Origin of the sequence: Janthinobacterium sp. MP5059B (genome assembly GCF_001758645.1) — a bacterium.
Lineage (GTDB): Bacteria > Pseudomonadota > Gammaproteobacteria > Burkholderiales > Burkholderiaceae_D > Janthinobacterium > Janthinobacterium lividum.
Genome location: NZ_LRHX01000020.1, coordinates 276,279 through 302,384, shown reverse-complemented (window position 1 = coordinate 302,384; position 26,106 = coordinate 276,279). Strand labels below are relative to the sequence as shown.

General features: G+C 63.3%; 27 protein-coding genes and 1 riboswitch. Of the genes, 14 read left to right on the top strand and 13 right to left on the bottom strand.

Going from position 1 to position 26,106, the window contains the following annotated elements; translation table 11 throughout:
- Positions 1-35 precede the first annotated feature (35 nt).
- Genes JAB1_RS25265 through tsaB form a run of 4 tightly spaced genes read right to left on the bottom strand, consistent with a single transcriptional unit; the run spans position 36 to position 3,115 of the window.
- Complete coding sequence (locus JAB1_RS25265) at positions 36-992, bottom strand: DUF1853 family protein (protein ID WP_070282272.1); 957 nt, start codon at positions 990-992, stop codon at positions 36-38.
- A complete protein-coding gene (locus tag JAB1_RS25260; protein ID WP_070282208.1) occupies positions 976-1,887 on the bottom strand; it encodes a uracil-DNA glycosylase in 912 nt (303 codons plus the stop codon). The genes JAB1_RS25265 and JAB1_RS25260 overlap by 17 nt, the downstream gene beginning before the upstream one ends.
- Complete coding sequence (gene rimI / locus JAB1_RS25255; protein WP_070255497.1) at positions 1,884-2,393, bottom strand: ribosomal protein S18-alanine N-acetyltransferase; 510 nt, start codon at positions 2,391-2,393, stop codon at positions 1,884-1,886. The genes JAB1_RS25260 and rimI overlap by 4 nt, the downstream gene beginning before the upstream one ends.
- Entirely contained in the window at positions 2,390-3,115 is a 726-nt protein-coding gene (gene tsaB, locus JAB1_RS25250) for a tRNA (adenosine(37)-N6)-threonylcarbamoyltransferase complex dimerization subunit type 1 TsaB (RefSeq protein ID WP_070282207.1), read from the bottom strand. Before tsaB ends, rimI begins: the two co-directional genes overlap by 4 nt.
- A gap of 224 nt (positions 3,116-3,339) precedes the next feature.
- On the opposite strand from tsaB, the gene dapC reads away from it, so the two are divergent.
- The 7 genes from dapC (at position 3,340) to JAB1_RS25215 (ending at position 11,841) form a co-directional block, all read left to right on the top strand.
- Entirely contained in the window at positions 3,340-4,572 is a 1,233-nt protein-coding gene (gene dapC / locus JAB1_RS25245; RefSeq protein WP_070255503.1) for a succinyldiaminopimelate transaminase, read from the top strand.
- Between the two features lie 13 nt (positions 4,573-4,585).
- A complete protein-coding gene (gene dapD, locus JAB1_RS25240; protein WP_070282206.1) occupies positions 4,586-5,413 on the top strand; it encodes a 2,3,4,5-tetrahydropyridine-2,6-dicarboxylate N-succinyltransferase in 828 nt (275 codons plus the stop codon).
- A 122-nt stretch (positions 5,414-5,535) separates the two neighbouring features.
- The gene (locus JAB1_RS25235; protein ID WP_071653417.1) at positions 5,536-7,083 is read left to right on the top strand and encodes an FAD-dependent oxidoreductase; all 1,548 of its coding nucleotides are present in this window, start codon (positions 5,536-5,538) and stop codon (positions 7,081-7,083) included.
- Between the two features lie 133 nt (positions 7,084-7,216).
- Positions 7,217-7,573 (top strand): ArsC family reductase, encoded by a 357-nt coding sequence (locus tag JAB1_RS25230; protein ID WP_070282205.1) that lies wholly within the window; start codon positions 7,217-7,219, stop codon positions 7,571-7,573.
- A 48-nt stretch (positions 7,574-7,621) separates the two neighbouring features.
- Positions 7,622-8,758, top strand: coding sequence for a succinyl-diaminopimelate desuccinylase (gene dapE, locus JAB1_RS25225; protein ID WP_070282204.1), 1,137 nt, complete (start codon positions 7,622-7,624; stop codon positions 8,756-8,758).
- 56 nt (positions 8,759-8,814) lie between these two features.
- Positions 8,815-9,705, top strand: coding sequence for a 50S ribosomal protein L3 N(5)-glutamine methyltransferase (gene prmB / locus JAB1_RS25220; protein ID WP_070282203.1), 891 nt, complete (start codon positions 8,815-8,817; stop codon positions 9,703-9,705).
- Between the two features lie 138 nt (positions 9,706-9,843).
- A complete protein-coding gene (locus JAB1_RS25215; protein ID WP_034779392.1) occupies positions 9,844-11,841 on the top strand; it encodes an ATP-binding cassette domain-containing protein in 1,998 nt (665 codons plus the stop codon).
- A gap of 37 nt (positions 11,842-11,878) precedes the next feature.
- Here the strand turns inward: JAB1_RS25215 and JAB1_RS25210 are convergent, their stop codons facing one another.
- The gene (locus tag JAB1_RS25210; protein ID WP_034779394.1) at positions 11,879-12,361 is read right to left on the bottom strand and encodes a chemotaxis protein CheW; all 483 of its coding nucleotides are present in this window, start codon (positions 12,359-12,361) and stop codon (positions 11,879-11,881) included.
- Positions 12,362-12,556: 195 nt separating this feature from the next.
- Between JAB1_RS25210 and arfB the strand changes: the two genes are divergently transcribed.
- Complete coding sequence (gene arfB, locus JAB1_RS25205) at positions 12,557-12,955, top strand: alternative ribosome rescue aminoacyl-tRNA hydrolase ArfB (protein WP_034779396.1); 399 nt, start codon at positions 12,557-12,559, stop codon at positions 12,953-12,955.
- Here the strand turns inward: arfB and JAB1_RS25200 are convergent, their stop codons facing one another.
- Both JAB1_RS25200 and JAB1_RS25195 read right to left on the bottom strand, forming a co-directional pair.
- Complete coding sequence (locus JAB1_RS25200) at positions 12,956-14,815, bottom strand: flagellar assembly protein A (protein WP_083299964.1); 1,860 nt, start codon at positions 14,813-14,815, stop codon at positions 12,956-12,958.
- Between the two features lie 158 nt (positions 14,816-14,973).
- Positions 14,974-15,363, bottom strand: a complete 390-nt coding sequence (locus JAB1_RS25195; protein WP_070255514.1) for a hypothetical protein — start codon at positions 15,361-15,363, stop codon at positions 14,974-14,976.
- Between the two features lie 263 nt (positions 15,364-15,626).
- On the opposite strand from JAB1_RS25195, the gene ompR reads away from it, so the two are divergent.
- Positions 15,627-16,328 (top strand): two-component system response regulator OmpR, encoded by a 702-nt coding sequence (ompR, locus tag JAB1_RS25190; RefSeq protein WP_223278807.1) that lies wholly within the window; start codon positions 15,627-15,629, stop codon positions 16,326-16,328.
- A gap of 13 nt (positions 16,329-16,341) precedes the next feature.
- A complete protein-coding gene (locus tag JAB1_RS25185) occupies positions 16,342-17,700 on the top strand; it encodes a sensor histidine kinase (protein ID WP_070282202.1) in 1,359 nt (452 codons plus the stop codon).
- A gap of 125 nt (positions 17,701-17,825) precedes the next feature.
- Here JAB1_RS25185 and JAB1_RS25180 read toward each other — a convergent pair whose 3' ends face one another.
- Together JAB1_RS25180 and JAB1_RS25175 are read right to left on the bottom strand one after the other, a co-directional pair.
- Positions 17,826-18,305, bottom strand: a complete 480-nt coding sequence (locus JAB1_RS25180) for an Imm26 family immunity protein (protein WP_070282201.1) — start codon at positions 18,303-18,305, stop codon at positions 17,826-17,828.
- Between the two features lie 93 nt (positions 18,306-18,398).
- Entirely contained in the window at positions 18,399-18,704 is a 306-nt protein-coding gene (locus JAB1_RS25175) for a hypothetical protein (RefSeq protein WP_070282200.1), read from the bottom strand.
- A 142-nt stretch (positions 18,705-18,846) separates the two neighbouring features.
- On the opposite strand from JAB1_RS25175, the gene JAB1_RS25170 reads away from it, so the two are divergent.
- Positions 18,847-20,004 carry an iron-containing alcohol dehydrogenase gene (locus JAB1_RS25170; RefSeq protein WP_034779411.1) on the top strand — a complete coding sequence of 386 codons (1,158 nt, stop codon included), beginning with the start codon at positions 18,847-18,849 and terminating at the stop codon, positions 20,002-20,004.
- A gap of 78 nt (positions 20,005-20,082) precedes the next feature.
- Positions 20,083-20,180, top strand: a riboswitch (TPP riboswitch).
- An 85-nt stretch (positions 20,181-20,265) separates the two neighbouring features.
- On the top strand, positions 20,266-22,443 hold the full coding sequence (locus tag JAB1_RS25165) for a TonB-dependent siderophore receptor (protein ID WP_070282199.1): 2,178 nt from the start codon (positions 20,266-20,268) through the stop codon (positions 22,441-22,443).
- Here JAB1_RS25165 and JAB1_RS25160 read toward each other — a convergent pair whose 3' ends face one another.
- The 3 genes from JAB1_RS25160 to JAB1_RS25150 form a co-directional block, all read right to left on the bottom strand.
- Positions 22,444-22,992: an ATP-binding protein gene (locus JAB1_RS25160; RefSeq protein ID WP_070282198.1), complete on the bottom strand. Its 549-nt coding sequence runs from the start codon at positions 22,990-22,992 to the stop codon at positions 22,444-22,446.
- A complete protein-coding gene (gene pnuC / locus JAB1_RS25155; protein WP_070282197.1) occupies positions 22,992-23,603 on the bottom strand; it encodes a nicotinamide riboside transporter PnuC in 612 nt (203 codons plus the stop codon). The genes JAB1_RS25160 and pnuC overlap by 1 nt, the downstream gene beginning before the upstream one ends.
- A gap of 86 nt (positions 23,604-23,689) precedes the next feature.
- Complete coding sequence (locus JAB1_RS25150; RefSeq protein ID WP_070282196.1) at positions 23,690-24,208, bottom strand: DUF2867 domain-containing protein; 519 nt, start codon at positions 24,206-24,208, stop codon at positions 23,690-23,692.
- A 67-nt stretch (positions 24,209-24,275) separates the two neighbouring features.
- On the opposite strand from JAB1_RS25150, the gene JAB1_RS25145 reads away from it, so the two are divergent.
- Together JAB1_RS25145 and JAB1_RS25140 are read left to right on the top strand one after the other, a co-directional pair.
- Positions 24,276-24,923, top strand: a complete 648-nt coding sequence (locus tag JAB1_RS25145; RefSeq protein WP_070282195.1) for a TetR/AcrR family transcriptional regulator — start codon at positions 24,276-24,278, stop codon at positions 24,921-24,923.
- Positions 24,924-24,959: 36 nt separating this feature from the next.
- Entirely contained in the window at positions 24,960-25,451 is a 492-nt protein-coding gene (locus JAB1_RS25140; RefSeq protein WP_070282194.1) for a hypothetical protein, read from the top strand.
- A gap of 27 nt (positions 25,452-25,478) precedes the next feature.
- Here JAB1_RS25140 and JAB1_RS25135 read toward each other — a convergent pair whose 3' ends face one another.
- Positions 25,479-26,012 (bottom strand): hypothetical protein, encoded by a 534-nt coding sequence (locus JAB1_RS25135; RefSeq protein WP_070282193.1) that lies wholly within the window; start codon positions 26,010-26,012, stop codon positions 25,479-25,481.
- Between the last annotated feature and the right edge of the window lie 94 nt (positions 26,013-26,106).

Genomic DNA, 26,106 nt, shown 5'->3' with positions numbered 1-26,106 from the left:
TTTCGGGGGCTGACCCAGCGGATCAGCCCCCGGCATTACACTGGCAGCATGCCAGCCAGCCGCCGCGCGGCAGCCTGCTCCGTCCAGTCAGGCGGCACGACAAAACCACGCGTGCGCTCCACTTCCCAGCCTTCGACATTATCCACCGTGGCCACCATCACGGGTTGCGCCAGATCAAACAACTGTGCGCGCAAGGCATCCACGTCCAGCACTTCCACGTCGCGCCCCTTGAATGGCGCCAGCCATTGCAGGCGCGGCAGCACGACATAGCGCCGCGCCGGCAATTGCGCCGGCGTGCACCAGAAGCCGTGTCCATGTTCCTGGGAAATGCCGTCCATGGCGGGCGTGGCGTCCGATGGATAGAACAGCCAGCCCTTGACCAGTGCCTGCGCCGCGCGCACAGGTTGCGCCAGCAGGCTTTGCGCGGCCGGATGACGGGACAAGGCCAATTGCTTGTCGAGAATCTTGCGCATCTTCAAGCCCAGGGTGTCGGCCAGGTTGGGGCCGATCAAGTGGTTGAAAATACCGGGATCGGGCGCGCCTTCCAGCAGGTAGAACTTGGTGGCGAATTCCCAGTGCAGCAACGCGTCACCCTGCACCCCATCACGCAGCAAAAAATCGAACTCGCCCACCGTGTCGTTGCGGTTGACCTGCACTTGCAAGCCATGCGCTTGCAATAGTCCATGCTGCTCAAAATAAAAGGCCAGCAGCTTTTCAGCATACAGGCCCAGGCGGGAATAGAATTTCGGCCCCAGCGCCGCATCGAGCGGCGACGGATCATCCTGCAGCGCCCCCAGCCAGGCCGCCACAGTTGGCGTGACGGGCGCGAGGCTGGCGATGCGCCCGCCCCAGTGGGGGCTGGCCGGGTCCAGCAAGTCGGGCGAGTCCAGCAGCCAGGCCAGCGCACGCACGCGGGGGTGCGTCAGATGCCCCCAGCGCTGCTCGAAGCGGGCCTGGAAGGTGACGACGGCCGCATCACTCACCGTGCGAATCACCGTGCGTGCTTTTCGCCAGGCACAGGTCGGCCCAGGCGCGCGCCTTGGCCTTGCCCGTCTCGTCCTGCAACAACATTTCCGGATGGAAGGTGGCCACGACCGAGGCATTGCCCAATTGGCGCACCTTGCCACGCACGGGTTTTTCGCCCGGATTGATGCCGGCGGCGGCCATCGACCCCAGGGTCACGATGGTGCGCGGCTGCAGCAGGGCCAGTTCGCGGTCAAAGTACGGACGGCAGGCGGCGGACTCGGATTCAGTCGGCAAGCGCTCCTGGCCCGCCTCGTCCAGCGGACGGCATTTCAGCAAATGCGTGATGTACACGTCGCGACCCGCATCGACTTCGATGGCTTTCAGCATATTGTCGAGCAACTTGCCCTGCTCGCCCGGCAAGGCGCGCCCTTCGCGTTCTTCCGTGCGCGAGGGACTGCTGGCCAGCATCAGCCAAGCGCCCTGGCGGTCGCCACGACCCATGACGACGCCCTTGCGCGTCTTGCACAAGTCGCAGCGCGCGCACTTGGCGACGGCAGCCGTCAAGCCTTCCCAGTCGAGGGCGGCGATATCCGTATCGCTCAGCTGTTTGGCAGGCGGTGGTGGCGGCGCATCGTCGAACCAGGCCGTGTCGTCCGGCTCGGCGACGGGAACCGGTGTAGCGGCAACGGTGACGGGTACCTCAGCCTTCACCTCGGCGACCACTTCGGCGACGACCGCAGCGGCCACCTCGGCAACCACCTCAGTCACGGCTTGAGCGGCTTCGGCCATGGGAGCCGCCACGGCAACTTGCACCGCCACGGGAGCTTCGACGACATCAACGGCTTCGGGTGCGGCGCCCTGGCGCAAGCGCCACAGGGGACCGACGCCCATTTCATCGAGGAAAACGGCGCTGCGGCTCATAAGGTATAACGCATCACGATGGCGTCCTCACGTTGCGAGTTGCTGGCCGGATAGTATCCCTTGCGCCGGCCGATCTGTTCAAATCCATAGCGCTGGTAAATATCGAGCGCGCGCACGTTCGACGGGCGCACTTCCAGCAGCATGGATTCCATGCCCAGCTGGCGCGCGCAGGCGCAGGACTGATTCAACAGGAAGCGGCCCAGTCCCTGGCCCTGGATGGCGCCTTCGACGGCCACGTTGAGCAAGTGCGCTTCATCGACAACCAGCATCAGCAAAAAGTAGCCGAGCAGGGTGCCATCCACGTCGCGCAGCACCCAGGCAGGGTAGCCGCTCTTCAGGGAGTCGACGAAGTTGCCATGCGTCCAGGGATGCGGATACACGCGCTGCTCCAGCGCCAGCACCTCAAGCAGGTCCGCTTCGACCATGGGCTGATAGTCGAGGCGCAGCAAGTCCCAGCCTGCCGCGCTGCCATCCTGCGTCACTGCGTCCTTGCCCGCCTCCATCATTGTGCCGGCTCCGCGGCGGCCTTGGCCTGTTGCATCTCGTGCCGTTCCGCGCTCGTGTAGGCGATCTTGTTGCGCAAGTACAAAGGCTGCGCCTCGGCCGCCGTCACGAAATGTCCGGCGGCAAAGGCGATGCGCGCCAGTTGCGCCACTTGCACGGCATGCGGCATGATGGCCGCGTCAGCAGTCGCAGCGCATGGCAGCGCGGCCAGTGCTTCGGCATAGGCACTAAAGCCGTTGCCACAGCCGGCAACATCGCCTTGCGGCGCCACGCCGGCGGGCGCGCTCAGTGCCGGTGGCGAAACGAGCTGCAAGCCATCCTGGTAATCATATTGCGCCCAGTACACTTCGCCCATGCGGGCGTCAAGCACGGTCACGATGCGTTGCGCGCCATGCTGCTGGTGGCATGCCAGCGCCATGGCGTCGAGGGTGACAACGGGCACGACGGGCAGGCTGGCGCCATAGGCCAGGCCTTGCGCGATGCCGCAGGCCGTGCGCACGCCCGTAAACGAGCCGGGACCGGAGCCATAGGCGATGGCATCGACGTCGGCCAGGGTCACGCCCGCTTCAGCCAGCAATTCCTGCACCATCGGCAAGATGGACTGGGAATGGGTGCGCACGCCCGACGACGCGCGGGACAGGACGACATCGCCGCGCAGCAAGGCGCAGGAGGCGAGTTCGGACGAAGTTTCAATAGCAAGCAGAGTGGGAAGTAAGGTAGACATAGCGTATTTTACCTTGCCGCGCCATGGCGCGGCACTCCCCGCTGCGGCATGCCGTGGCAAGCCGGGCAACGATCAGGCCGGCGCGGCCCGATGCGGCTTGCACAGCGGGCCCGCGAGGACGGCTATAATGAAAGACGCAGCTTATTATTTGACCGGCATCAAGTCTGCCGCGCCAGTTAGTCGCTTAGCAACATCGTCTTTCCACTCTTGCCCTGGTCCGTTCCGTGAATCCACTTCTTGCTAAACTGCAACCATATCCCTTTGAAAAGCTGCGCCAGCTGTTTGCCGGCGTGACGGTCAACCCCGAGTATGCGCCCATCAGCCTGGGCATGGGCGAACCCAAGCACCCGACGCCGGCCTTCATCGAACAGGCATTGACCGACAATATCCATGGCCTGGCCAGCTATCCGACCACCATCGGCTCGGAAGCCTTGCGCACGGCCATTGCTGGTTGGCTGGAACGCCGCTACGGCATCCCCAAGCTCAATCCTGCCACGCAAATCCTGCCCGTGAACGGTTCGCGCGAAGCGCTGTTTGCGCTGGCGCAAACGGTGATCGACCCGTCGGCCGGCTCGCTGGTGATCAGCCCGAATCCGTTTTACCAGATCTATGAAGGCGCGGCCTACCTGGCTGGCGCCGAACCGTATTTCGTCAATTCCGACCCGGCGCGCAATTTCGGCTGCGACTACGACAGCGTGCCCGCGTCCGTGTGGGAAAAGGTCAAACTGCTGTTCCTGTGTTCGCCCGGCAACCCGACCGGTGCCGTGCTGACCCTGACGGACTGGGAACACCTGTTCGCCCTGTCCGAGCGCTACGATTTCGTCATCGCCGCCGACGAGTGCTATTCCGAGATCTACCACGGCGACACGCCCCCGCTGGGCGCGCTGCAGGCGGCGCACATGCTGGGCCTGTCCACCATCGAGCGCCCGTATGCGCGCCTGGTGGTGTTTTCCAGCCTGTCGAAGCGTTCGAACGTGCCGGGCATGCGCTCGGGCTTTGTTGCCGGCGACGCGGAAGTCCTGAAAAAATTCCTGCTTTACCGAACCTACCACGGCGGCGCCATGAGCCCTGCCGTGCAGGCGGCCTCCGTCGCGGCCTGGAACGACGAAACCCATGTCGAGGAAAATCGCGCCAAGTACCGCGCCAAGTTCGACGCCATCACGCCGCTGCTGCAATCGGTGATGGACGTGCAATTGCCGGACGCCGGCTTCTACCTGTGGGCCGACGTCAGCCGCACGGGACTGTCCGACACGCAATTCGCGCAACGCCTGTACGCCGAATATAATGTCACGGTATTGCCTGGCAGCTACCTGGCGCGCGACGCGCACGGCATCAATCCGGGCCGCAACCGCATCCGTATGGCCCTCGTGGCCGAAACGGCTGAAGGGCTGGAAGCAGCGTTGCGCATAGTAAAATTCTGCCAGCAGCTTTCCGCATCCGCATCAACCCCTACATAAACAAGACATCATCATGAGCCAACAACTGCAAAACATCATCGACCAGGCCTGGGAAAACCGCGCCGAGATCAATCCGGGCAACGGCACGGCCGAATTGCGCGACGCCGTCTCCCACGTCATCAATGGCCTGGACAACGGCAGCATCCGCGTGGCGGAAAAAACCTCGGGCGACTGGGTCGTCAACCAGTGGGTCAAGAAAGCCGTGCTGCTGTCGTTCCGCCTGGAAGACAACGTCGTCCTGCCATCGGACGGCACGATGCAGTTCTACGACAAGGTCCCGACCAAGTTCGCCAACTACACGAAGGAAGACTTCGCCAAGGGCGGTTTCCGCGTGGTGCCGCCAGCCGTCGCCCGCCGCGGCAGCTTCATCGCCAAGAACGTCGTGCTGATGCCGTCCTACGTCAACATCGGCGCCTACGTCGATGAAGGCGCCATGGTCGACACCTGGGCCACCGTCGGTTCCTGCGCGCAAATCGGCAAGAACGTCCACCTGTCCGGCGGCGTCGGCATCGGCGGCGTGCTGGAGCCTATGCAAGCGAACCCGACCATCATCGAAGACAACTGCTTCATCGGCGCCCGCTCGGAAATCGTCGAAGGCGTGATCGTCGAGGAAAACTCGGTCATCTCGATGGGCGTCTACATCGGCCAGTCGACCAAGATCTACGACCGCGCCACGGGCGAAGTGACGTACGGCCGCGTGCCAGCCGGCTCCGTCGTGGTCTCGGGCAACCTGCCATCGGAAGACGGCAAGTACTCGCTGTACTGCGCCGTGATCGTCAAGCGCGTGGATGCGAAAACGCGCGCCAAGACCGGCATCAACGAGTTGCTGCGCGGTATCTGATGACTGCGCCGTAAGGCGCACGTAGCACCGTGAATGTCCCGCTCCGGCGGGACATTTTCATTTCCGACCAGCAACTTCAATCGTCGCGCAGCCATGCCCCATCCTGTCCTATACTGGATGGCATGAATACTCCTCCCGTCTTGATCGTCGGCGCCGGTCCTACCGGCCTCATGCTTGCCTTGCGCCTGGCGCGCCATGGCGTCGATTGCCGCATCATCGACAGGAATAGCGGACCGGGCCAGGCCTCGCGGGCCATGGCCGTGCATGCGCGCACGCTGGAGTTTTACCAGCAGCTGGGCTTTGCCGACGAGCTGGTGCACCTGGGCATCAAGATCAATGCCATGCATATCCACGAAGGCGGCGAGGAGCTGGTGAAACTGGCGCTGGGCGAGATCGGCGAAGGGCTGAGCCCCTATCCTTTCGTGCTGAGCCTGCCGCAGGACGAGCATGAACGCTTCCTGATCAGCAAGCTGGCGGCGGCCGGCGTGCACGTGGAATGGAACGTGGCGCTCGACCTGTGGACGCAGGACGATAGCGAAGTGCAAGCCATCCTGCTGAACAATGGCGAACGCCAATATTGCACGTTTAACTATATTTGCGGCTGCGACGGCGCCCGCAGCAAGGTGCGCGAGATCGCCGGCTTTGCGTTCTCCGGCGGCACCTACGACCACCTGTATTACGTGGCCGACGCGCAAGTGGCCGGCAAGAATACGGACTTGCACGCCCACCTGGGCGCGAACTCGTTTGCGCTGATGCTGCCCGTGCGCACCAGCGGCATGCAGCGCCTGATCGGCATCCTGCCCGACCGCCCCTATGGCGCGCCGGCGCCCGTCTTCGACGACGTGCGGGAGCAGGTGCAAGCCTTGCTTGGCATCGAGGTCGAACACGTGAACTGGTTTTCCACGTATAAGGTGCACCACCGGGTGGCCGGACAATTCCGCGAACGGCGCTGTTTCATCCTCGGCGACGCGGCCCACCTGCACAGCCCCGTGGGCGGCCAGGGCATGAACACGGGCCTGGGCGACGCCGTCAACCTGGCCTGGAAACTGGCGCAAAAACTGCGGGGACAAAGCAACGACGCCCTGCTCGACACCTATGAAAGCGAGCGCATCGTGTTTGCCCGCAAGCTCGTCGCCACCACCGACCGGGCCTTCCAGGCCATCGTCGCGCAAGGCATGGCCGGGCAATTCCTGCGCCGCTGGCTGGTGCCGCACGCGCTGCCCTTCCTCTCCGGCTTCGCGCGCGCGCGCCGGCTGCTGTTCCGGACCGTGTCGCAAATCCAGATCAGCTATGAAGACAGCGCCCTTTCCGCCGGCCATGCGGAATACCTGCGCGGCGGCGACCGCCTGCCATGGTTCTCGGACGGCACGCAAGACAATTTCACGGCCTTGCGCAGCATGGATTGGCAATTGCACATCTATGGCGAAGCAGCGCCCGAACTGCTCGACGAAGCGCGCGTGCTGAAACTGCCCGTGCATTGCTATACCTATAACGTGGCCGCCAAACTGGCCGGCCTGGGCCGCGACGCGGCCTATCTCGTGCGCCCCGACGGCCACATCGCGCTGGCCCTGCACCTGCAGGAAAGCGGCGCCCTGCGCGCCTTGGCCTTGCGCCTTGGCCTGCATTTCGGTCCGGCCGAATCGGGCAAGGCGGCGCCACGGCCTGTGTAGGGCAAATCACTGGGGCGTGTTGCACTGCCGCATCGACTGCGCATCGACTGTATAATGGCGGCTACCATCGCATTTTTCCCTGGCGCAAGCGCCACGGTCAAGCGAACCGCATTCATTCCCCTTAGCCCTACCCATGACGACCATTACACTCTACGGTATCCCCAACTGCGATACCGTCAAAAAGGCCCGCACCTGGCTGGCCGCGCAACAACTCGATTTCACCTTCCACGACTTCAAGAAGCAGGGCCTGGAACGCGCCACGGTCGAAGCGTGGCTGCAGCAATTGCCGTGGGATGTGCTGGTCAACAAGAAAGGCACGACCTGGCGCGCCCTGTCCGACGAGCGCAAGGCGTCCACCGTCGATGCGGCAAGTGCCCTGGACCTGATGCTGGAAAACCCGTCCATCATCAAGCGCCCCGTGCTGGACAAGGATGGCCAGTTCAGCGTGGCGTTTTCCGATGCGCAGTACAAGACCCTTTTCTCGCTGTAACCATACTTAGTTGACCACCGGAACGATGTTGCCGGCACGACCTTACCCATGACCACCTCCAAAACCCTCGCCCTGACCGAAAAACTGATCGCCCTGTCTTCGGTCACGCCCGACGACAAGGGCTGCCAGCAGCACCTGATCGATATCCTCACGCCGCTGGGCTTTGTCTGCGAGACGATACAGTCGAACGACGTCACCAATCTGTGGGCGCGCCGTGGCACGACATCGCCCGTCTTCGTCTTTGCCGGGCATACGGACGTGGTGCCGACCGGTCCCGTCGAGCAATGGCGCTCGCTGCCCTTCATTCCCACGCACCGCGACGGCAAGCTGTACGGCCGTGGCGCGGCCGACATGAAGACCTCGATCGCCGCCATGGTGGTGGCTTGTGAGGAATTCATCGCCGCCACGCCCGGGCACACGGGCTCGATCGCCTTTCTGATCACGAGCGACGAGGAAGGCCCGGCCACGGATGGCACCGTCATCGTCTGCGAGCAGCTGAAGGCGCGCGGCGAGCAGATCGACTATTGCCTGGTGGGCGAGCCGACGTCGAGCGCACAGCTGGGCGACATGATCAAGAACGGCCGCCGCGGTTCGCTGTCGGGCCGGCTGACGATCAAGGGCGTGCAAGGCCATATCGCCTACCCGCACCTGGCAAAAAACCCGATTCACGAAGCGGCGCAGGCGCTGGCCGACCTGGTCGAGGAAAAATGGGATGCCGGCAACGAGTACTATTTGCCGACCTCGTGGCAAATGTCCAACATCAACGCGGGCACGGGCGCCAATAACGTGATTCCCGGCGACATGGTGATCGATTTTAATTTCCGTTTTTCCACGGCCAGCACTGCGGAAAACCTGCAGGAACGGGTCCACGCCATCCTCGACAAGCATGATTTGCAATACGATTTGCAGTGGACCCTGAGCGGCCTGCCCTTCCTCACGCCGCGCGGCACCTTGAGCGATGCGCTGTCCGCCGCCATCCTGGAAGAAACGGGCCTCGCGACGGAGCTGTCGACCACGGGCGGCACCTCGGATGGCCGGTTTATCGCGCAAATCTGCCCCCAAGTGATAGAATTCGGGCCGCCCAATGCCAGTATTCACAAGATCGACGAGCACATCGAACTGCGCCACATCGATCCTCTGAAGAATATTTACCGGCGCACGCTGGAGCATTTGCTGCCCGTCTGAACCAGAATACCGAGGCCCGTCACGGCGGGCCAGAACACCGTCTTTTCGAGAATGCCATGACCCCGAACCCGTTTTCCACGCCACGCGACCTGCTGCGCTACGCCGTTACCCGCTTTAATACCGCCAAGCTGTTTTTCGGCCACGGCAGCGCCGAAGCGTTCGACGAAGCGGCCTATCTGATCCTGCACACCTTGAAGTTGCCGCTCGACAAGCTCGAACCCTTCCTCGACGCCAAGCTGCTGCCGTCGGAAGTGGCCAGCGTGATGAGCGTCATCGACCGCCGCAGCATCGACCGCGTGCCGGCCGCCTACATCACCAAGGAAGGCTGGCTGGGCACGTATAACTTCTACGTCGACGAGCGCGTGATCGTGCCCCGCTCCTTCATCGCCGAACTGATCCCTGAATACTTCTCGCCATGGGTGGCGGAACCGGAAGCCGTGGAAAACATCCTGGAACTGTGCACCGGTTCGGGCTGCCTGGCTATCATGATGGCCGATGCCTTCCCGAACGCCGCAGTCGACGCCGTGGACATTTCCGCCGACGCGCTGGCCGTGGCCAAGCGCAACGTCGACACGTACAAATTGCAGGACCGCGTCACCCTGATCGAATCGGACCTGTACGCCAACGTGCCGGCCAAGAAATATGATTTGATCATCAGCAATCCGCCATACGTGAATTCCGCCTCGATGGGCGCCCTGCCCCAGGAATACCTGGCTGAACCGCAAATCGCCCTCGACGGCGGCAGCGACGGCATGGACCTGGTGCGCAAGATCATCGCCGGCGCGGCCGAGCGCCTGACGGACGACGGCATCCTGATGATTGAAATCGGCAACGAACGCGCATACGCCGAAGCGGCCTTCGGCGAGCTGGGCCTGACCTGGCTGACGACGAGCGCCGGCGACGACATGGTCTTCCTGCTGACGGCCGAGCAGTTGAAGCTGGTTTAATGGAATTGGTAGGTCGGATTAGCGTAGCGTAATCCGACATGCCTGTGCGGCACCCGTCGGATTACGTCCTTCGGACTAATCCGACCTACACGATGTTTTTACGGCGGGGGTCAAAGCCCAGCCTTTACAAAGAAAAAAATGATACGTTTCCTACAAGTAAGCCTGATGCGCGGCATCAAACCGTTGCTCGAACAAGTTGATGTCACCCTCAATCCGGGCGACAAGATCGGCCTGATCGGCGCCAATGGCGCGGGCAAATCGAGCCTGTTCGCCATGATGCGTGGCGAATTGCACCCTGACCAGGGCGAGATCGATTTCCCGGCCAAATGGCGCGTGGCTTACGTGGCGCAGGAAACGCCGCCGCTGGACCGTGCCGCGCTCGACTATGCAATCGACGGCGACGTCACCCTGCGCAAACTGGAAGCGGAACTGGCGCGCCTGGAATCGGAGCCTGCCACGTCGGAAAACGGTATCGCCATCGGCGAAATCTACAGCGCCATGGCCGATGCCGACGCGTATACCGTGCAATCGCGCGGCGAGCAATTGCTGCTGGGCCTGGGCTTCACCCTGGACCAGATGCAGCAACCGGTGGCCAGTTTCTCCGGCGGCTGGCGCATGCGTTTGAACCTGGCGCAAGCGCTGATGTGCCCATCCGACCTGCTGCTGCTCGATGAACCGACCAACCATTTGGATCTGGACGCCATCATCTGGCTGGAAGACTGGCTCAAGCGCTACGCCGGCACCCTGCTGATCATTTCCCATGACCGCGACTTCCTCGATGAAGTCGTCAACGTGGTCGTGCATATCGACGAACGCAAGCTGAAGCGCTATTCGGGCAACTACTCGAGCTTCGAGCGCCAACGCGCGGCGCAGATGATCCTGGCCGCCGGCGCGCTGGAAAAGCAGCAGCGCAAACGTGCCCATCTGGAATCGTTCGTGAACCGCTTCAAGGCGCAAGCCTCGAAGGCCCGCCAGGCGCAAAGCCGCATGAAGGCGCTGGCGAAGATGGAAGAGCTGGCGCCATTGCGCGCCGCCGCCGAATTCTCGTTCGAATTCCGCGAGCCGCTGTCGGCACCAAATCCGCTGCTGGTGATGGAAGACGTCGATGCGGGCTACAAGATCGAGAACGAAGCGACGGGCGAAATCACGCATAAAACCATCGTCAACGGCATCAAGTTTTCGCTGCAGATCGGCCAGCGCATCGGCCTGCTGGGCCAGAACGGCGCCGGCAAGTCGACCCTGATCAAGACCATCGCCGGCGAACTGATGCCGCTGACGGGCGACGCCACCATGGGCAAGGGCCTCAACATCGGCTACTTCGCCCAGCACCAGGTGGAAATGCTGCGCCACGACGAATCGCCGCTGTGGCATCTGGCCAAGATCGCCCCGACCGTGCGCGAGCAGGAACTGCGCAACTTCCTGGGCGGCTTCAACTTCCCCGGCAACATGGTCACCGCGTCGATCGCACCGTTCTCGGGCGGCGAAAAAGCCCGCCTGGCGCTGGCCCTGATCGTCTGGCAGCGTCCTAACCTGCTGCTGCTCGATGAACCGACCAATCACCTGGATCTGGAAACGCGCGAAGCGCTGACGGAAGCGCTGGCCCAGTTCGAAGGCACCCTGGTCGTCGTTTCCCATGATCGCCACTTGCTGCGCGCCACCACGGACGAATTCATCATCGTTGCCGACGGCAAGCTGCAACCGTTCGACGGCGACCTGGACGACTACAAGGATTGGCTGTTCAAGACCAAGCTGGGCAAGGGCACGGACGTGCTGCCGGCCGCCGGCAAGGCCAACAAGACCGATTTCCCCGTGACGTCTTCCGTCCCTGCGCCGGTAGCCGCCGTCCCTGCCGCGCCCGTGCGCGACAAGCGCAAGGAAGCGGAAGAGCGCCAAAAAACGGCCGCCCTGCGCAAACCGATCGAAAACAAGATCAAGCGCCAGGAAGAGCAGATCGCCAAGCGCAATGCGCAAAAGGCGGAAACCGACGCCAAGCTGGGCGAGCCGACCATCTACGACGCGGCCAACAAGGCCAAGCTCAAGCAATTGCTGGCCGACCAGACCTTCTTCACCAAGGACCTGGCGCAGCTGGAAGCGGAATGGCTGGACTTGCAGGATCAGTTAGAGAAACTGGGCTAACGCAAAACACAAAGACGACTCCCGGGTCGTCTTTTTTTTAGGCTGCCTGCATGGGACTGGGGCTGCGGATCGCCATCAGGCGGTCGATGTCGACGAGGATCAATCGGCGTCCCGCCACCGTGCCCAGGCCCAGCAGGTAATCGGCTTCCGCCTCGCCCAGGCCGGGCACGGCGGCGATGTCGCTGGCGGCCAGGCTGACGATATCGGTGACGCCATCGACCACCATGCCCATCACGCCATTGCTCAGCTGCAAAATGATCACGTCGGTGGCCGGGTCGGGCGCGCCGTGGGCGCTGCCGAACGCGGCGCGCATGTCGACGATGGGGATGATTACGCCGCGCGAAACGGCCACGCTGTGCAGCACTTCCCCTTCCGAGGAAAAACGGTCGAGTTCCTTCAGAGGACGCAGTTCCCGCACGCAACGATAATCGAGGCCGTATTCCAGGCCGCCCAGCCGGAAACTCAAGTACTGCGTCAGGTATTGGGTCGTTGCGGCGCCAGGCGTGGTCGTGGGCTGCATGGTGTTCCTTTCATCCGGTAGGCGCTGCCAGGATGCGCAGTGGCGCAACGTTGGCCCCATGCTAACCAGCATCGCCGCAGGCGGCGTTGAGAAACATCAACTTTCCCGGAAGGCAGCCTGGCCTCAGCGCCCGGCCTTGCGCCGGCGCAGCCATCTTCCCTTACAATACCCCCATCATTCCCCAACAGGCAGGCCATGCAACACCTCGTCAACCCCGCTGAAGTTGAATTTTCCGCCATCCGCGCCCAAGGCCCGGGCGGGCAGAACGTCAACAAGGTGTCCAGCGCCATCCATTTGCGCTTCCCCATCGCCGCCTCGTCGCTGCCGGAAGCGTACAAGGAACGGCTGCTGGCCCTGCGCGACAGCCGCATCAGCAAGGATGGCGTGCTGGTGCTCAAGGCGCAGCAGTCGCGCAGCCAGGAACAGAACAAGGAAGAAGCCTTGCGGCGCTTGCAGGAAATCATCGACAGCGTGACCTTCCTGCCCGCCGTGCGCCGCGCCACCAAGCCCACGCGCAGCTCGCAGCGGCGCCGTCTCGACAGCAAGAGCACGCACAGCGTCCTCAAACAATCTCGCGGCAAGGTTATCGACTGATCAGAGTGGCGGCTGGTAGGTCCAGTCCAGGCTGCCCGTGCTGTCCGCAAACACGGGCTGCGTGGCCGGCGTGGCGCTGCGCAGCAAGGCCTTGATTTCCTTCGGCGGCCGGTCGTAGACCTTGGCCGGTCCGGGCGGCACGACGAGGGCGCGCACCGTCGTCTCGCCATCAATCAGGCTCAGGGTGCAGCGCGACTGGCCCGCCGTTGCCTGCCGCTCCTGACGCAATTGTTCCACCAGCGCCAGCATCTGCGCGTGCAGGATTTCCGACTGTTTTACCTCCACGCGCAGCCGCGCCACCTCTTTCAGGACGGGAGCGATGCGCGCGGCCAGCTTGTCGTACTGTATCTGCTGCGTTGATTGCAGTTGCAATTCGCCACGCCGCAGCTGGCCCGCCAGGGTCAGGTAATTGCGTACCTCGGGCAATTGCGCGATGGCATCGATTTCCTGCTGGCGCTTGTGCTGCACCTGCAGGAATTGCGCCGCCTTCGCCAGGCTCTCGGCGATCTTTTGTTCCAGCGCACTCAAATCGGGCACCAGCGGGAACAGCAGCATCTCCACCTGCTTGCGGGGACCGGCGCTGCCGATGCGGATGGTGCGCGCCGCCACGGCGCAGCCTTCGGCCAGTTCGATGACGACCTCGTCGGCGATGATCTCGCAATTGCTGGCGCTGTCGATCACCACGCGCGTGCCGGCGATGACACAGCTTTCCGCGCGCTTCACATGCACTTCGCCGCTCAGCGCCTGCAGCACGGAGCCGGAAGCGACGCCCTCGACGCGCACGTCGCCATGCTCGTTGAAGGCCGTGCCGCCCACCAGGTTGCGCTGTAGCCATATTAATCCGCCATGCGAGTGCAAGTGGCCGTAGACGTCGCCATGGATGGTGATGTCGCTGCCGTCGAGCTGGCGCTGCTCCTGCACTTCGCCGTACTCCTCGTAGGCGGCGCTCAGCTTCAAATTGCCCGTCGTACGGCTGCTGACGCCTTCGCGGCTGACGATCTTGTTTTCGATGGACATCTTGCCTTGCTCATCGACATTCACATAGCCATCTTGCGTGGCCACGACGAAATCCCCATCGCTGAAATGCTCGACCGCCGTGCCTGGCCCCGCCACGGTGGCCAGGTCCAGTTCCAGCGGCGCGGGCGGCGGCAGCGCCTTGCCGGCCAGGTCGTAGCCGGGCAAGCCGGGAGTCCCCGGCAGCAGACGCAGCAGGCGCGCGTGTTTTTTTACTTGCGGAAAGCGGTTCTTGAAGCTGAGCAAATCCAGGCGGCCATCGGAGCGTTCGCGCGGCGCATCGTCGCGGTGGATGCCTTGCGACACTTCGACCAGCTGGGCGTCGCGCCCCGGCTGTGGTGGCAGCACCCTCGCCACCGTGATGCGCTCGGCCTTGCCGCTGGCGAGAATGGCGCGCACGGCCGCGCTATCGATGCCGTAGTGCACGCCCTTGCACCACAGGTCGGCCACCAGCTCGTCGAATTCGCGGCGCGCCGGCACCTGGCCGTCCGCGTCCGCAGGCAAGGCTTCAAAGTAAAATTCGGCGCTGTCGCCACGGATCTTGATTTGTTTGTACAGCGCACGGCGCGCGGGCGGGAATGGCGCCACGCGCACGGCGATGCGCAGCAGGGCATCGCCCTTGGGCGCGGCGCGGGGAGTAGGGGCATGAAACAGGGTCAGCAGGAACAAACCGTAATCGAGGCCGGCCAGCAGCTGGCCCGACTGGAACAGCTGCTCGACGGCGGTGCGCAGCTGCGCCGGCGCCAGCGACAGGTCAAGGAACACGCCCTCGTCGCGCTGGACCAGGCCGTGCGGCAAGCCGCCTGCGGGGACCGCATCCGGAACGGGTGTGTCGTCGTCGCTCACGCCTTGCCTCCCCCAGCAGCCATTTCAAAGAATTGCCTCCGTGCACTAGAACAATATCACGGGGCGGGGCCGTGTGCCTGACTGAGCAACAATGCATGCGGCCAGATGCAAACAGGGCCATGTCTTGCGAGATGGCCCTGTCGGAGGGGGATGGCTGCCTAGCGGCGCGGGGGATTCGAGTAAATGTCCTGCCCCACTTCGTTGATCTGGCGGCGCAGGTCGCGCCGTTCGTCGGGCGTCATGCGGCCCGTGCGGCGCGAGGCGTCGGCGCCTTCGTTGGCGCGGCGCTGCTCTTCTGCGCGCGTGTCGAAACTGCGTGCGTCACGCTGTTCGCGCAGTCGCGTATCATTGCTGTTGCTGCGCTGTACCTGTTCATACCGCTGGGCCTGCATTTGCTGCTGGTCGTCACGGCGTGGCGGCGGCTGGTTTTGCGCTGCCGCCAGACTGGCGGCAAACACGGAACAAACGGCAAATGCGGACAGCACGGTCGTACGTGCAGCAATAGCTGCGCTGGGAGCGGCGTGAATTTTTTTAGTAAAGATATTCATTGAGTTCCTCTTCCGCGATGCCGTATAAACTAAAGCTGATTTCCACTGTGGCCCCAGTGTATGATGCTTTACACGGTGCAGTAAGAGTAATTGGGTAAAGTTTGTAACACTTTGTAATGGGTCGCCACAGCCCCTTGCCGACGCCGCGCGAGGCGTTACTATAGCAACTAATATAAGATAACACGACACCCTAAATGACCACAACCTCCACTTCCGGCAGCAATACAACAACGCAATCGATCCACGGCCACCAGGCAAAAATCATGGTAGTCGATGACGATGTGCGCCTGCGCGACCTGCTGCGGCGCTACCTGACCGAACAGGGCTTCAATGTCTTCACGGCAGAGAGCGCGACGGCCATGAACAAACTGTGGCTGCGCGAACGCTACGACCTGCTGGTACTCGACCTGATGCTTCCGGGCGAAGACGGCCTGTCGATCTGCCGCCGCCTGCGCGGCGCGGGCGACCAGACGCCGATCATCATGCTGACGGCCAAGGGCGAGGACGTGGACCGCATCGTGGGCCTGGAAATGGGTGCCGACGATTATCTGCCGAAACCATTCAATCCGCGTGAACTGGTGGCCCGCATCGGCGCCGTGCTGCGCCGCAAGGGTCCCGATGAAATCCCGGGCGCACCGTCGGAAACGCCGCAAACCTTCGAATTCGGCGACTTCGTGCTGGACCTGGGCACGCGTACCCTGAAAAAGAATGGCGAAACAGTGCCGCTGACGACCGGTGAATTTTCGGTGCTGAAAGTGTTTGCCCGCCATGCGCGCCAGCCGCTGTCGCGCGAGAAACTCATGGAACTGGCGCGCGGCCGCGAATACGAAGTGTTCGACCGCAGCCTGGACGTGCAAATCTCGCGCCTGCGCAAACTCATCGAACCTGATCCGTCGAGCCCGCTGTTCATCCAGACCGTGTGGGGCTTAGGTTACGTCTTCATCCCGGACGGACAGCCGCGCTGATCGCAGGCGAGGCATGATGAAGCTTTTTCCCGATATCAGCCTGGCGCGGCTGAAAAGCGGCTTGTTCTGGCGCACCTTTTTGCTGCTCGGCACCTTGACCACGGTCAGCATGATCGCCTGGTTCAGCATGATTTCCTTCATCCAGCGCGAGCCGCAGGCGCAGCAGATTTCCGCCCAGATCATTTCCGTCGTTACCATCACGCATGCGGCACTGACGCACTCGGCTCCCGAGCTGCGGCGCGAGCTGCTGTTCGACCTCGTCAGCAATGAAGGCATCCGCATCTTCTCGCTGGAAGAGGACGACCGCATCGAGCCGCCGCCCGACAATTACCTGATGCCCGACATCGAGGCGCTGGTGAAGGCCAAGCTGGGCAAGGACACGCGCTTTTCCGCGCGCGTCAACGGCGTGGCCGGCTTCTGGGTCAGCTTCAAGATCGACGACGACGAGTACTGGCTGATGCTGGACCGGGAGCGCCTGCGCGGCCTGACGGGCTTCCAGTGGCTGGGCTGGGCCAGCCTGGTGTCGCTGCTGTCCCTGCTGGGCGCAGCCATCATTTCCAGCCTGATCAATCTGCCGCTGTCGCGTTTGACGGCGGCCGCGCGCGACATCGCCAAGGGCAAGCAGCCGGCGCCGCTGCCGGAAAAGGGTCCGATCGAAATCATCGAGGCGAACCGCAGCTTCAACCAGATGGTCGATGACCTGAAACAGGTGGAATCGGACCGCGCCGTGATTTTGGCCGGCATTTCGCACGATTTGCGCACGCCGCTGGCGCGCATGCAGCTGGAAGTGGAAATGGCGAACCTGTCGGACGAGGCGCGCGAAGGCATCCAGTCCGATATCGGGCAGATGGACGCCATCATCGGCCAGTTCCTCGACTACGCCAAGCCGACGGAAGCGTCGAGCTTTACGAATGTCGACCTGAGCGGCCTGCTCAGCGACATGACGCGCGAAGCCATGCGCCTGCCGGATGTGAAGATCAACGCCAGCATCGCCGACGGCGCGCATGCGATGGGCAACCCCACTGACCTGCGCCGCGTGCTGAACAACCTGATCGAGAATGCGCGCCGCTATGGCAAGACGCCGGGCAGCGACGTGACGGAAATCGACATCGCCTGCCAGGTGCGCACCAGCCACGGCGCGAAAAAGGTCATCATCGAAGTGCAAGACCACGGCACGGGCGTGCCGGCAGAAAAGATCGAGCAACTGATGAAGCCGTTCACCCGCCTCGATACGGCGCGCGGGCAGGCAAACGGCGCCGGCCTGGGCCTGGCCATCGTCGACCGCGTGCTGCTGCGCCATGGCGCCGAATTGCAAGTGCGCAACCGCGAAGGCGGCGGCCTCGCGTTTCAGATCAGCTTGCCAGCGGCGTAGGTCGGATCAGCGAGGCCTTGCCTCGCGTAATCCGACAACATTGTTGGCTGTTCCTGTCGGATTACGCGCCAGGCGCTAATCCGACCTACGCTACCGGCTCCGGCGTTTCCGCCGCCCGACAACGGTCAAGCGGACGCCTGCTCCTGCGCCAGCAATTTATTCATCAGCAATTCCGTCGCCCCGTAGCCGTACAGGGAATCGCTCTCCATGCCCGGCGTATCGAAGGGGATCGATTCCTCGCGGTTCAGCTTGGCAGGGTCGGCGTCCGCATAGCTGGCGCGCCAGGCGCGCTGCAAGGATTCATTGCGGCGGATAAAGGCCGGCATGGGCCAGGCGTCGCGCTCCCAGTGGAGGCTGTCACCCAGCAGGGGCCAGCGCTCGTTGAGCAGGGCCATGTCGCCCGTGCGCAGGCGACGTACGGCCTGTTCCGGCCGCAAGCCTTCCAGCTCATTGAGCGTCGGCAAGCTGTCGCGCTTCGGCCCGAACATATACGCCAGCATGATGCGCCCGGCAGGCGCCCTGCGCGCCACCACGCCGACGGCATAGCCGCCGCCCGGCAAGGGCACGGCAAACCAGCTGCCTTCTCGGTATGGTAATGATCTCATCGTTGCAAACTCCCCCAAAATCGTGTCCGGGGCACAGTCTACGCGAAACGATGCGAAAGTGGCGCATGGTACGCCACAGCAACAAACCAATAGTTACAATATTTTCTCGTCATAGTGATACTGGGCAACAATCGGCCCCGCCTTGAACAGCGCTTCCTTCATGGCCGCGTCCAGGCGCGCATCGCGACGGCGCATCCATTCGAGCAGCATGGCCGCTTCCTTGCGGCTGGTGTCGCCCGCATGCGCGAGCACGCGGCGCAGTTCCGGGTCCGTGCACGCCTCGAAACGCTGGCTGTTCAAGTCCAGTGCCTGCAGCGCGGCGATGGTGGCGCCGATGGCGCGGTGCATGTCGAGCGCGGTGGCCGGCAAGCCGGATTCTTCCAGTGGGACGTTGGTCATGCGCATTCCTTTTCGCGTGGTGGTGACATCGGCTGCATTCTCCACCGCGCGGGCGAAAAGCTCAAGCGTCCACGACACGTTTCCACCCGTTCGGCCATAATCATGGCTCAGCAACAGCCTAAACCCCAGCGGCAGGAGCCCCATGTTCAATTTCGACTTTTACAATCCGACGCAAATCCTCTTCGGCCAGGGCCAGATCGCCGCCATCACGGCGCTGATCCCGCCGCATGCCAGAGTGCTCATGACGTATGGCGGCGGCAGCATCAAGCAGAACGGCGTCTACGATGAAGTCAAGGCGGCGCTGGCCGGCCATACCTTGCTGGAATTTGCCGGCATCGAACCCAATCCCAGCTATGAAACCCTGATGCAGGCCGTGGCCATGGTGAAAAGCGAGCGCATCGATTTCCTGCTGGCCGTCGGCGGCGGTTCCGTGGTCGATGGCACCAAATTCATCGCCGCGGCCGCCCTGCATGAAGGCGAGGCGTGGGACATCCTGGCCAAAGGCGGCAAGATCGTCGAGGCCGCCCTGCCCTTCGGCACGGTATTGACGTTACCGGCCACGGGTTCCGAAATGAATGGCTCGGCCGTGATCACGCGCAAGGCCACGCAGGAAAAGCGCTCGTTCATGAGCCGCAAGGTGTATCCGAAATTCTCCGTGCTGGACCCGTCGAAAACGTTCACCTTGCCGCTGCGCCAGGTGGGCAATGGCGTCGTCGATGCGTTTGCGCATGTCATGGAACAGTATTTGACCTACCCCGTGAACGCGTCCGTGCAAGACCGCTTCGCCGAAGGCATTTTATTGACCCTGATCGAGGAAGGCCCGAAAGCCCTGTCGCACCCGGACGACTACGACGTGCGCGCCAACGTGATGTGGAGCGCCACACTGGCCTTGAACGGCCTGATCGGCGTGGGCGTGCCGCAGGACTGGTCCACGCACGCCATCGGCCACGAATTGACGGCCTTGTACGAGCTCGACCATGCGCAAACCCTGGCCATCATCCTGCCCAGCATGCTGCGCGTGCGCAAGCAGGCCAAGCGCGCCAAGCTGCTGCAATACGCGGCCCGCGTGTGGGGACTCGACGGCGGCGACGAGGATGGCCGCATCGAGGCCGCCATCGCGCGCACGGAATTCTTCTTCCGCCACATGGGCGTCAAGACGCGCCTGGCCGACTACGGCCTGAACCACGCCAGCGTGGATGCCGTCGTGTCCGCCCTGGAAGCGCACGGCATGACGGCGCTGGGCGAGCAGCGCGAAGTGACGCCCGCCGTCAGCCGCAAGGTGCTGGAACTGAGTCTGTAGCGCAGTTTGCAAATTCCAGCCACACTGTTGTAAAACGGTCAGCCAGGGGGACAGCTGGCCGTGGTTCATGCTAAGCTGTCATTTCGCTAGGGGTCCTGGAGTCGTTATCCGGGTGAGAGATACCCTTCGTACCTGATCTGGATAATGCCAGCGAAGGAAAGCGCAAAGTACCTCCCTCCTTTGATTGCTCCTGCGTTGGCGCCAGCCGAACAAGCAGCCTGCCGTGCTCTTTACAGAGACGGCTTGAACCACGAGCAATCTATGTCCACACCGAATTTATCTGCGCATTTTTCCCGTCCTGTACTGACCCTGGCGATCCTGCACGCGTTTGCCGCGCCTGCCTTTGCTGCGAACGACACCGCCGAAGCCGCTGACCCGCAGGCCCAAAACATGGCCGAAGTCGTCGTCACGGCCAGCAAGGCGCCGGCCGCCAAGCGCGCCTCCGTGGGCGGCTTTGCCGACGCGCCGCTGCTGCAGACACCGGCGTCCGTCACCGTCATTTCGCAAAAAGACATGCAGGACTTGCAGATCCGCAATCTCAGCGATGCCGTCAAGCTCGACGCCAGCATCAACGAGTCGTACAACGCCGTCGGCTACGCGGAACAGTTCACCATCCGCGGCTTCAAGCTCGACACGAACTCCAGCTACCGCAAGGATGGCGTGGCCATCCCTGGCGACACGCAAATTCCGCTGGAAAACAAGGAACGCATCGAAGTCTTAAAAGGCCTGGCCGGCTTGCAGGCAGGCGTGGCCGCGCCTGGCGGCGTGATCGACTTCATCGTCAAGCGTCCCACCGCCGCACCGCTGCGCAGCGTCACCGTGGAAGCGCGCGAACGGGGCACCGTGTATGGCGCCGTCGATCTGGGCGGACGCCTGGAAGACACGCGCTTCGGTTACCGCGTCAACGTGGCGGCCGAGCGCCTGCGTTCCTACATCAAGGGCGCGGACGGCAACCGTCGGTTCATTTCCGGCGCCTTCGACTGGCAGATTTCCCCGCAAGCGCTGCTGCAGCTCGACGCCGACTACCAGGACAAGGCGCAGGTCACGGCGCCCGGCTTCCAGCTGCTGAGCAACGGCAGCCTGCCGGCCAACGTCAGCGCCGACACCATGCTCAACAAGCAGCCGTGGACGCATCCGGTGGAAACCGTCACCAGCAACCTCGGCCTGCGCTTCCAGTACGCCTTCAATGATGACTGGCACGCCACCCTGTCCGCCAACCAGCACTCGTTCAAGCGCGACGACTACACGGCGTATCCGTATGGCTGCAGCCCGGAAAGCTGGGCGCCCGTCTTTTGCAGCAATGGCGATTTCTCCGTATGGGACTTCCGCAGCCTGGGCGAAACGAAAAAGCCGCTGAGCGCGCAAGCCATGATCCAGGGCAAGTTCGCCACCGGCAGCCTGCGCCACGAATTCACTGCCGGCGTGTCGTACTTCAACCGCAAGGACCGGGCCGGCAAGTACGTGTACGACGAAGTGGGCATCAGCAACATTTATCGCCCCGTCATCGTCGCGCCATCCGACGGCGTCACGGGCCCCGTGCGCCTGGTACGCAACGACAAGGAAAAATCCGTCTTCGTGCAAGACATCGTCAGCCTGGCGCCCAACTGGAAGCTGCATGGCGGCCTGCGCCACATCAATGTGGATGGCTACCAGTATGTGCTCAAGGCCGACACGGAAATCCGCGCCAAGCACGACTTCCTGTTGCCGAACGTGGCGCTGGTGTACAACCCGCAAGACAATATCGCCGTGTATGCATCGTATTCGCAGGGCATGGAGCACGGCGGCACGGCCGACCGCTACGCGGAAAACGCCAATGTGGAACTGACGCCGAGCCGCTCGAAGCAGGTCGAATTGGGCGTGAAGGCGGACCTGACGCAGGACTTCATGGTGGCCGCCACCCTGTTCCAGATCCGCAAGGGCCTGGAATTCAACCAGTACCTCGACAGCAGCATGAGCACCTACAACTTCGTGCGCGCGGGCCAGGCCCAGCACCGTGGCCTGGAATTGTCTGCCCAGGGCAAGGCATCGGCCAACCTGAACCTGGGCGCGTCCATCACGGCCCTGAACAGCCAGCAATCAGGCACGGGCAGTGCGGACTACGATGGCAAGCGCGTGCCCAACGTGCCGGCCTTCAAGGCGGCCGTGCACGCGGACTACGCCGTGCAGCAGGTGGCGGGCTTGAGCGTGAATGGCAGCTGGGAATATGCGGGCAAAAAGGCGTTTGAAAACAACAACACCACCTTCGTGCCTTCGTACAGCGTGTTCAACCTGGGCGCCGCCTGGGCCACGCGCCTGGCCGGCACGCCAGCCGTGCTGCGCGCCACCGTCAACAACGTGACGGACAAGTTCTACTGGCGCGATGTGACTCCGGAAGCAGGCGGCTACCTGTTCCCGGGTGCAAGCCGCACCTTGAAGGTGTCGGCGCAATTCGACTTTTAATTAAGTTGACGTAGAGGCAGGCGCCGCATCGAGCGCCTGCTGCAGCAAGGGCGCCGCCTGTTCCAGGCGCGCCTCCAGGCTGTCGTGCAGCACGTGGTAGGCGATGCCGCGCGCATCGAGCTCGTCGAGCAGATAGCGGTAGATCAGCTGGCGCACGGCTTCCGACTCGCGCTGCAAGCCGTCGGCTACCCACGGGCTGTCGGGCGCAGTCACCAACGTCAGATCGTACTGCGTGGCATCGGCCAGCGCCGCCAGCGGCGCATCGGCGCCATTGAAATAATGGCGGCTGTAGACCACCGTCATCAACGGCGTCGTATCGCAAAACAGGAAGTGGCGCGCCTGCGCGGTGGCGGCCGCTTCGCGTTCGACTTGCGTTCGCGCAATGCCAAACTGGTCGGCCGCGATGGGCACCCTGCCCTGCTTCTCGACAAATTCGCGCAAGTATTCCGGCACCCAGACGGTGCCGTAGCGTTCGGCCAGGGCGGCTGCCAGGGTCGACTTGCCCGACGATTCCGCGCCCAGGATGGCCACGCGCACGCAACGCTCCATCACTTGAGGACCATCGCGCTCGGCGCGGCCGGGGCCGACTTTCTCCACGCCAGCAAGCCGATGATGGCCATCACGACGAAGAAGGCATACAGCACGGCCGTCAGGGTCAGCCCCTTGTGCAGGTATAGCCAGACATACAGCACGTCGACGATGATCCAGGCGATCCAGTTTTCCAGTTTCTTGCGCGACAGCAGGAATTGCCCCACCAGGCTGCCTGCCGTGAGGAAACCGTCCGCGTGGGGCACGTCCGTATCCGTCGTCGTCAGCAGCCAGGCGATCAGCAGGAAACCGACCAGCCAGCCGGCGGCGCACGCCATCCAGCCGCGTCCATCGAGGCGCGTGACGGGCAAGGTCTTGCCGCCGCTGGCCGGGTGCAGCCACTGGTACCAGCCCCAGAACGAGACGCTGATAAACAGCAGTTGCAAGGCCATGTCGCCATACAGGCGCGATTCGAAAAACACGAAACCGTAGGCGGCCGAGGAAATGATGGCGAACAGCCACGCCCAGTGATTCTGGCGGATGTTCAGCGCAACGGTTGTCAATGCCAGGACAAAGGAAATCAGTTCAAGCGGCGTGGTGGCAAAACCCAGCAGGAGAAGCGTATCGTTCATGGGAATCGTGATGAGGCTGGTGGTGCAGTATGCAATACCAGCCATGAATAAGCAAGATTGCCCGCACCGCCGCAGCCCTTCCCTACTCAGGCAAAGCCCCCCTTGACGGCGCGCGCCAGCGTACGCCGCACGATCAGCTTGTGAAATGGCCGAATCACCAGGATGTAGGTACGCCCTATCCAGTTATGGCAATGCACGACGGTGGAAAAGGTAACGCTGCCATGCAGCCCCGCGTCCCGGTTGCGCAGCACGGACAAACGGAAGTCCAGGTGGCTATCGTCCTCGCCCACGATGATTTCATCATCGCTGACGGCAAAGATGCGGAAGATGCCGATGCGTCCATCAGGCTTGGCCGCCAGCTGTCTTGCCGTCTTGATGCCGAAGGGTGAGACTATCGTATCGCGCACCGCCAGCAGCCACTGCGCCCAGCGCGGCTGGCTGCATAGCACCACACGCGCCAGGGCCTGCATATCCATCTGCCGTACACCAGCGCTGGGCAGGCCGACGGCATACGCGTCGGCCAGGTTGCTGCCCGGATACAAGGGGGCGATGCTGGCGCCTGGCGGCAAGGCCACGGCGCATACCACGTTGCTTATCTCTTGCATGTGCTCTCCATGTGTTCAGTGATAACATGGCCATCATACACGACAATGTGAACAGCGATAACATAGAATGACAAGCACAAGTACTTACCATCACGGCAACCTGCGCGACACCCTGGTCGCCGCCACCATCGCCCAACTGGCGCAGCAAAGCGACGCCACCCTTTCCCTGCGCGAACTGGCGCGCACGGTGGGCGTGTCGATCGCCGCCGTGTACCGCCACTTCCCCAGCAAGGAAGCCTTGCTGGCCGACGTGGCGGCAGCCGGCTTCGCCAGCCTGATCGCCAAATGGGAGGCAGAACTGCCGCCGCAGGGCAGCCTGCCCTCCGAACAGCGTTTTCAGCTGCTGGGCCAGCAATACATCGAATTTGCCCTGGCCGCGCCAGCCCACTACCGGCTGATGTTCGAACACCAGGACGTGCGCCAGTTCCCCGCCCTGATGGAAGCGGCGCAAGCATGCTTCCAGTACGTGCTGCAGACGGCCGGCGCGGCCGTGCGCGAAGCGGGCCTCGACCCGCGCTGGGACAAGGCCGCCGCCAGCGCCGGCTGGTCGCTGGGCCATGGCTACGTGATGCTGCTGCTCAGTGGCCGCCTGGCCATGACGGACGGCGGCGACAATTTGTCGCCGGTGATGGTGCCGCGCTTTTTCCAGTTGCCGGTGGAGGCGTTGCGGCAGGCTGCCTTGCCAGGCGGGACAACCGCAATCAAGTCAGATTGACCCAGTGATCGGCGAGTGCCAACGTCAGGAACTTTCATGCGCAACATATCGATAGACACGCTCTCGGTGACCGCCAGGCAATGCATTGCCGTAAGCTGCCTGCAACGCTTTTGCCAGCGCTTTGACATTCACCATCCGGCGCTGTCCGCATTCGCCGGGCACGTGTGGAAGGTGGCGCAGCTCGCGCCTGGGGATTTTGCGGCATGGGAGCATGGTTTTGCTTCCCTGGCGGTGACCGGCATGGGCGACCCCTGGCCGGATGACATCCGCCTGGCCATGCCCGGGCACCTGCTCGGCACGCTGGAGCAGCTTGTCGGGCATGTACTGGAAACGAGCGCCTGCACCTGGTATGGCGATGACCTTCCGGCAAGCCGGAGGCAGCTGGAAGCCGTGCTTGATATCTGTGCCAGGCACGGCGTGGCGGCGCCACCGCTTGCGCACTATGTGCAGCACGATGCGGCGCTGCGCGGCGGCTGGGGGCCGATGCTGACGGACGGGGAAGTCAGGCGCTGGCAGGCCCTGCTATAGCGCGCGGCCTGCAATGGCGGCGGAGGCTCACGCCGGCAGGCCCTGGCGCACCTGGTCGAGCAGCCGCTCCTCTTCCTCCGTATCGGCGTCGATTTGCGTGACCACGGTCCAGAATTGCGGGCAGGTCCTGATCTGCTCGAACGCATGGCGCGTTTCAAGCCGCACCATGGTTTTTCTCAGGCTGTGCAGATAGCCCTCCTCGATGGCATCGAGCAGTTCGTCATCGGCAGCGTCGATCAGATCGAGCAGCGCGCCTTCGATCCTTGCATACCCCTCCTCCCACAGCTGGCCGATTTCCGGCACGTCGACTTCGATGCACTCGTTCGACCAGTCCGGAGGATAGTAATCGCGCTCCCGGTTGGCGGGATTGGTGTCAAGGCTCAGCGAAAGGGATGGGAACGATACGGCGTTGAAGGCAAAGGCGGAAAATGCCTGATCCTTGAACGCGGATGCGCCCAGCAAGGCCAGCGACGCGCTGGCCAGCTTGAAGCAGGTTTCTTCCACGTCGTAGGCAGTTTCAAATGTCTGCCAATCAAGGGGCAAAGCGGGAGTCGGGGGCATGGCGGGCCTGTCGGAAATGAATAAGGGTGAATGGGAATTATACGTGGCGCCGCCGCAAAAAAGCCGCATCGGCCCTGCGGCGGATGCGGCTTTT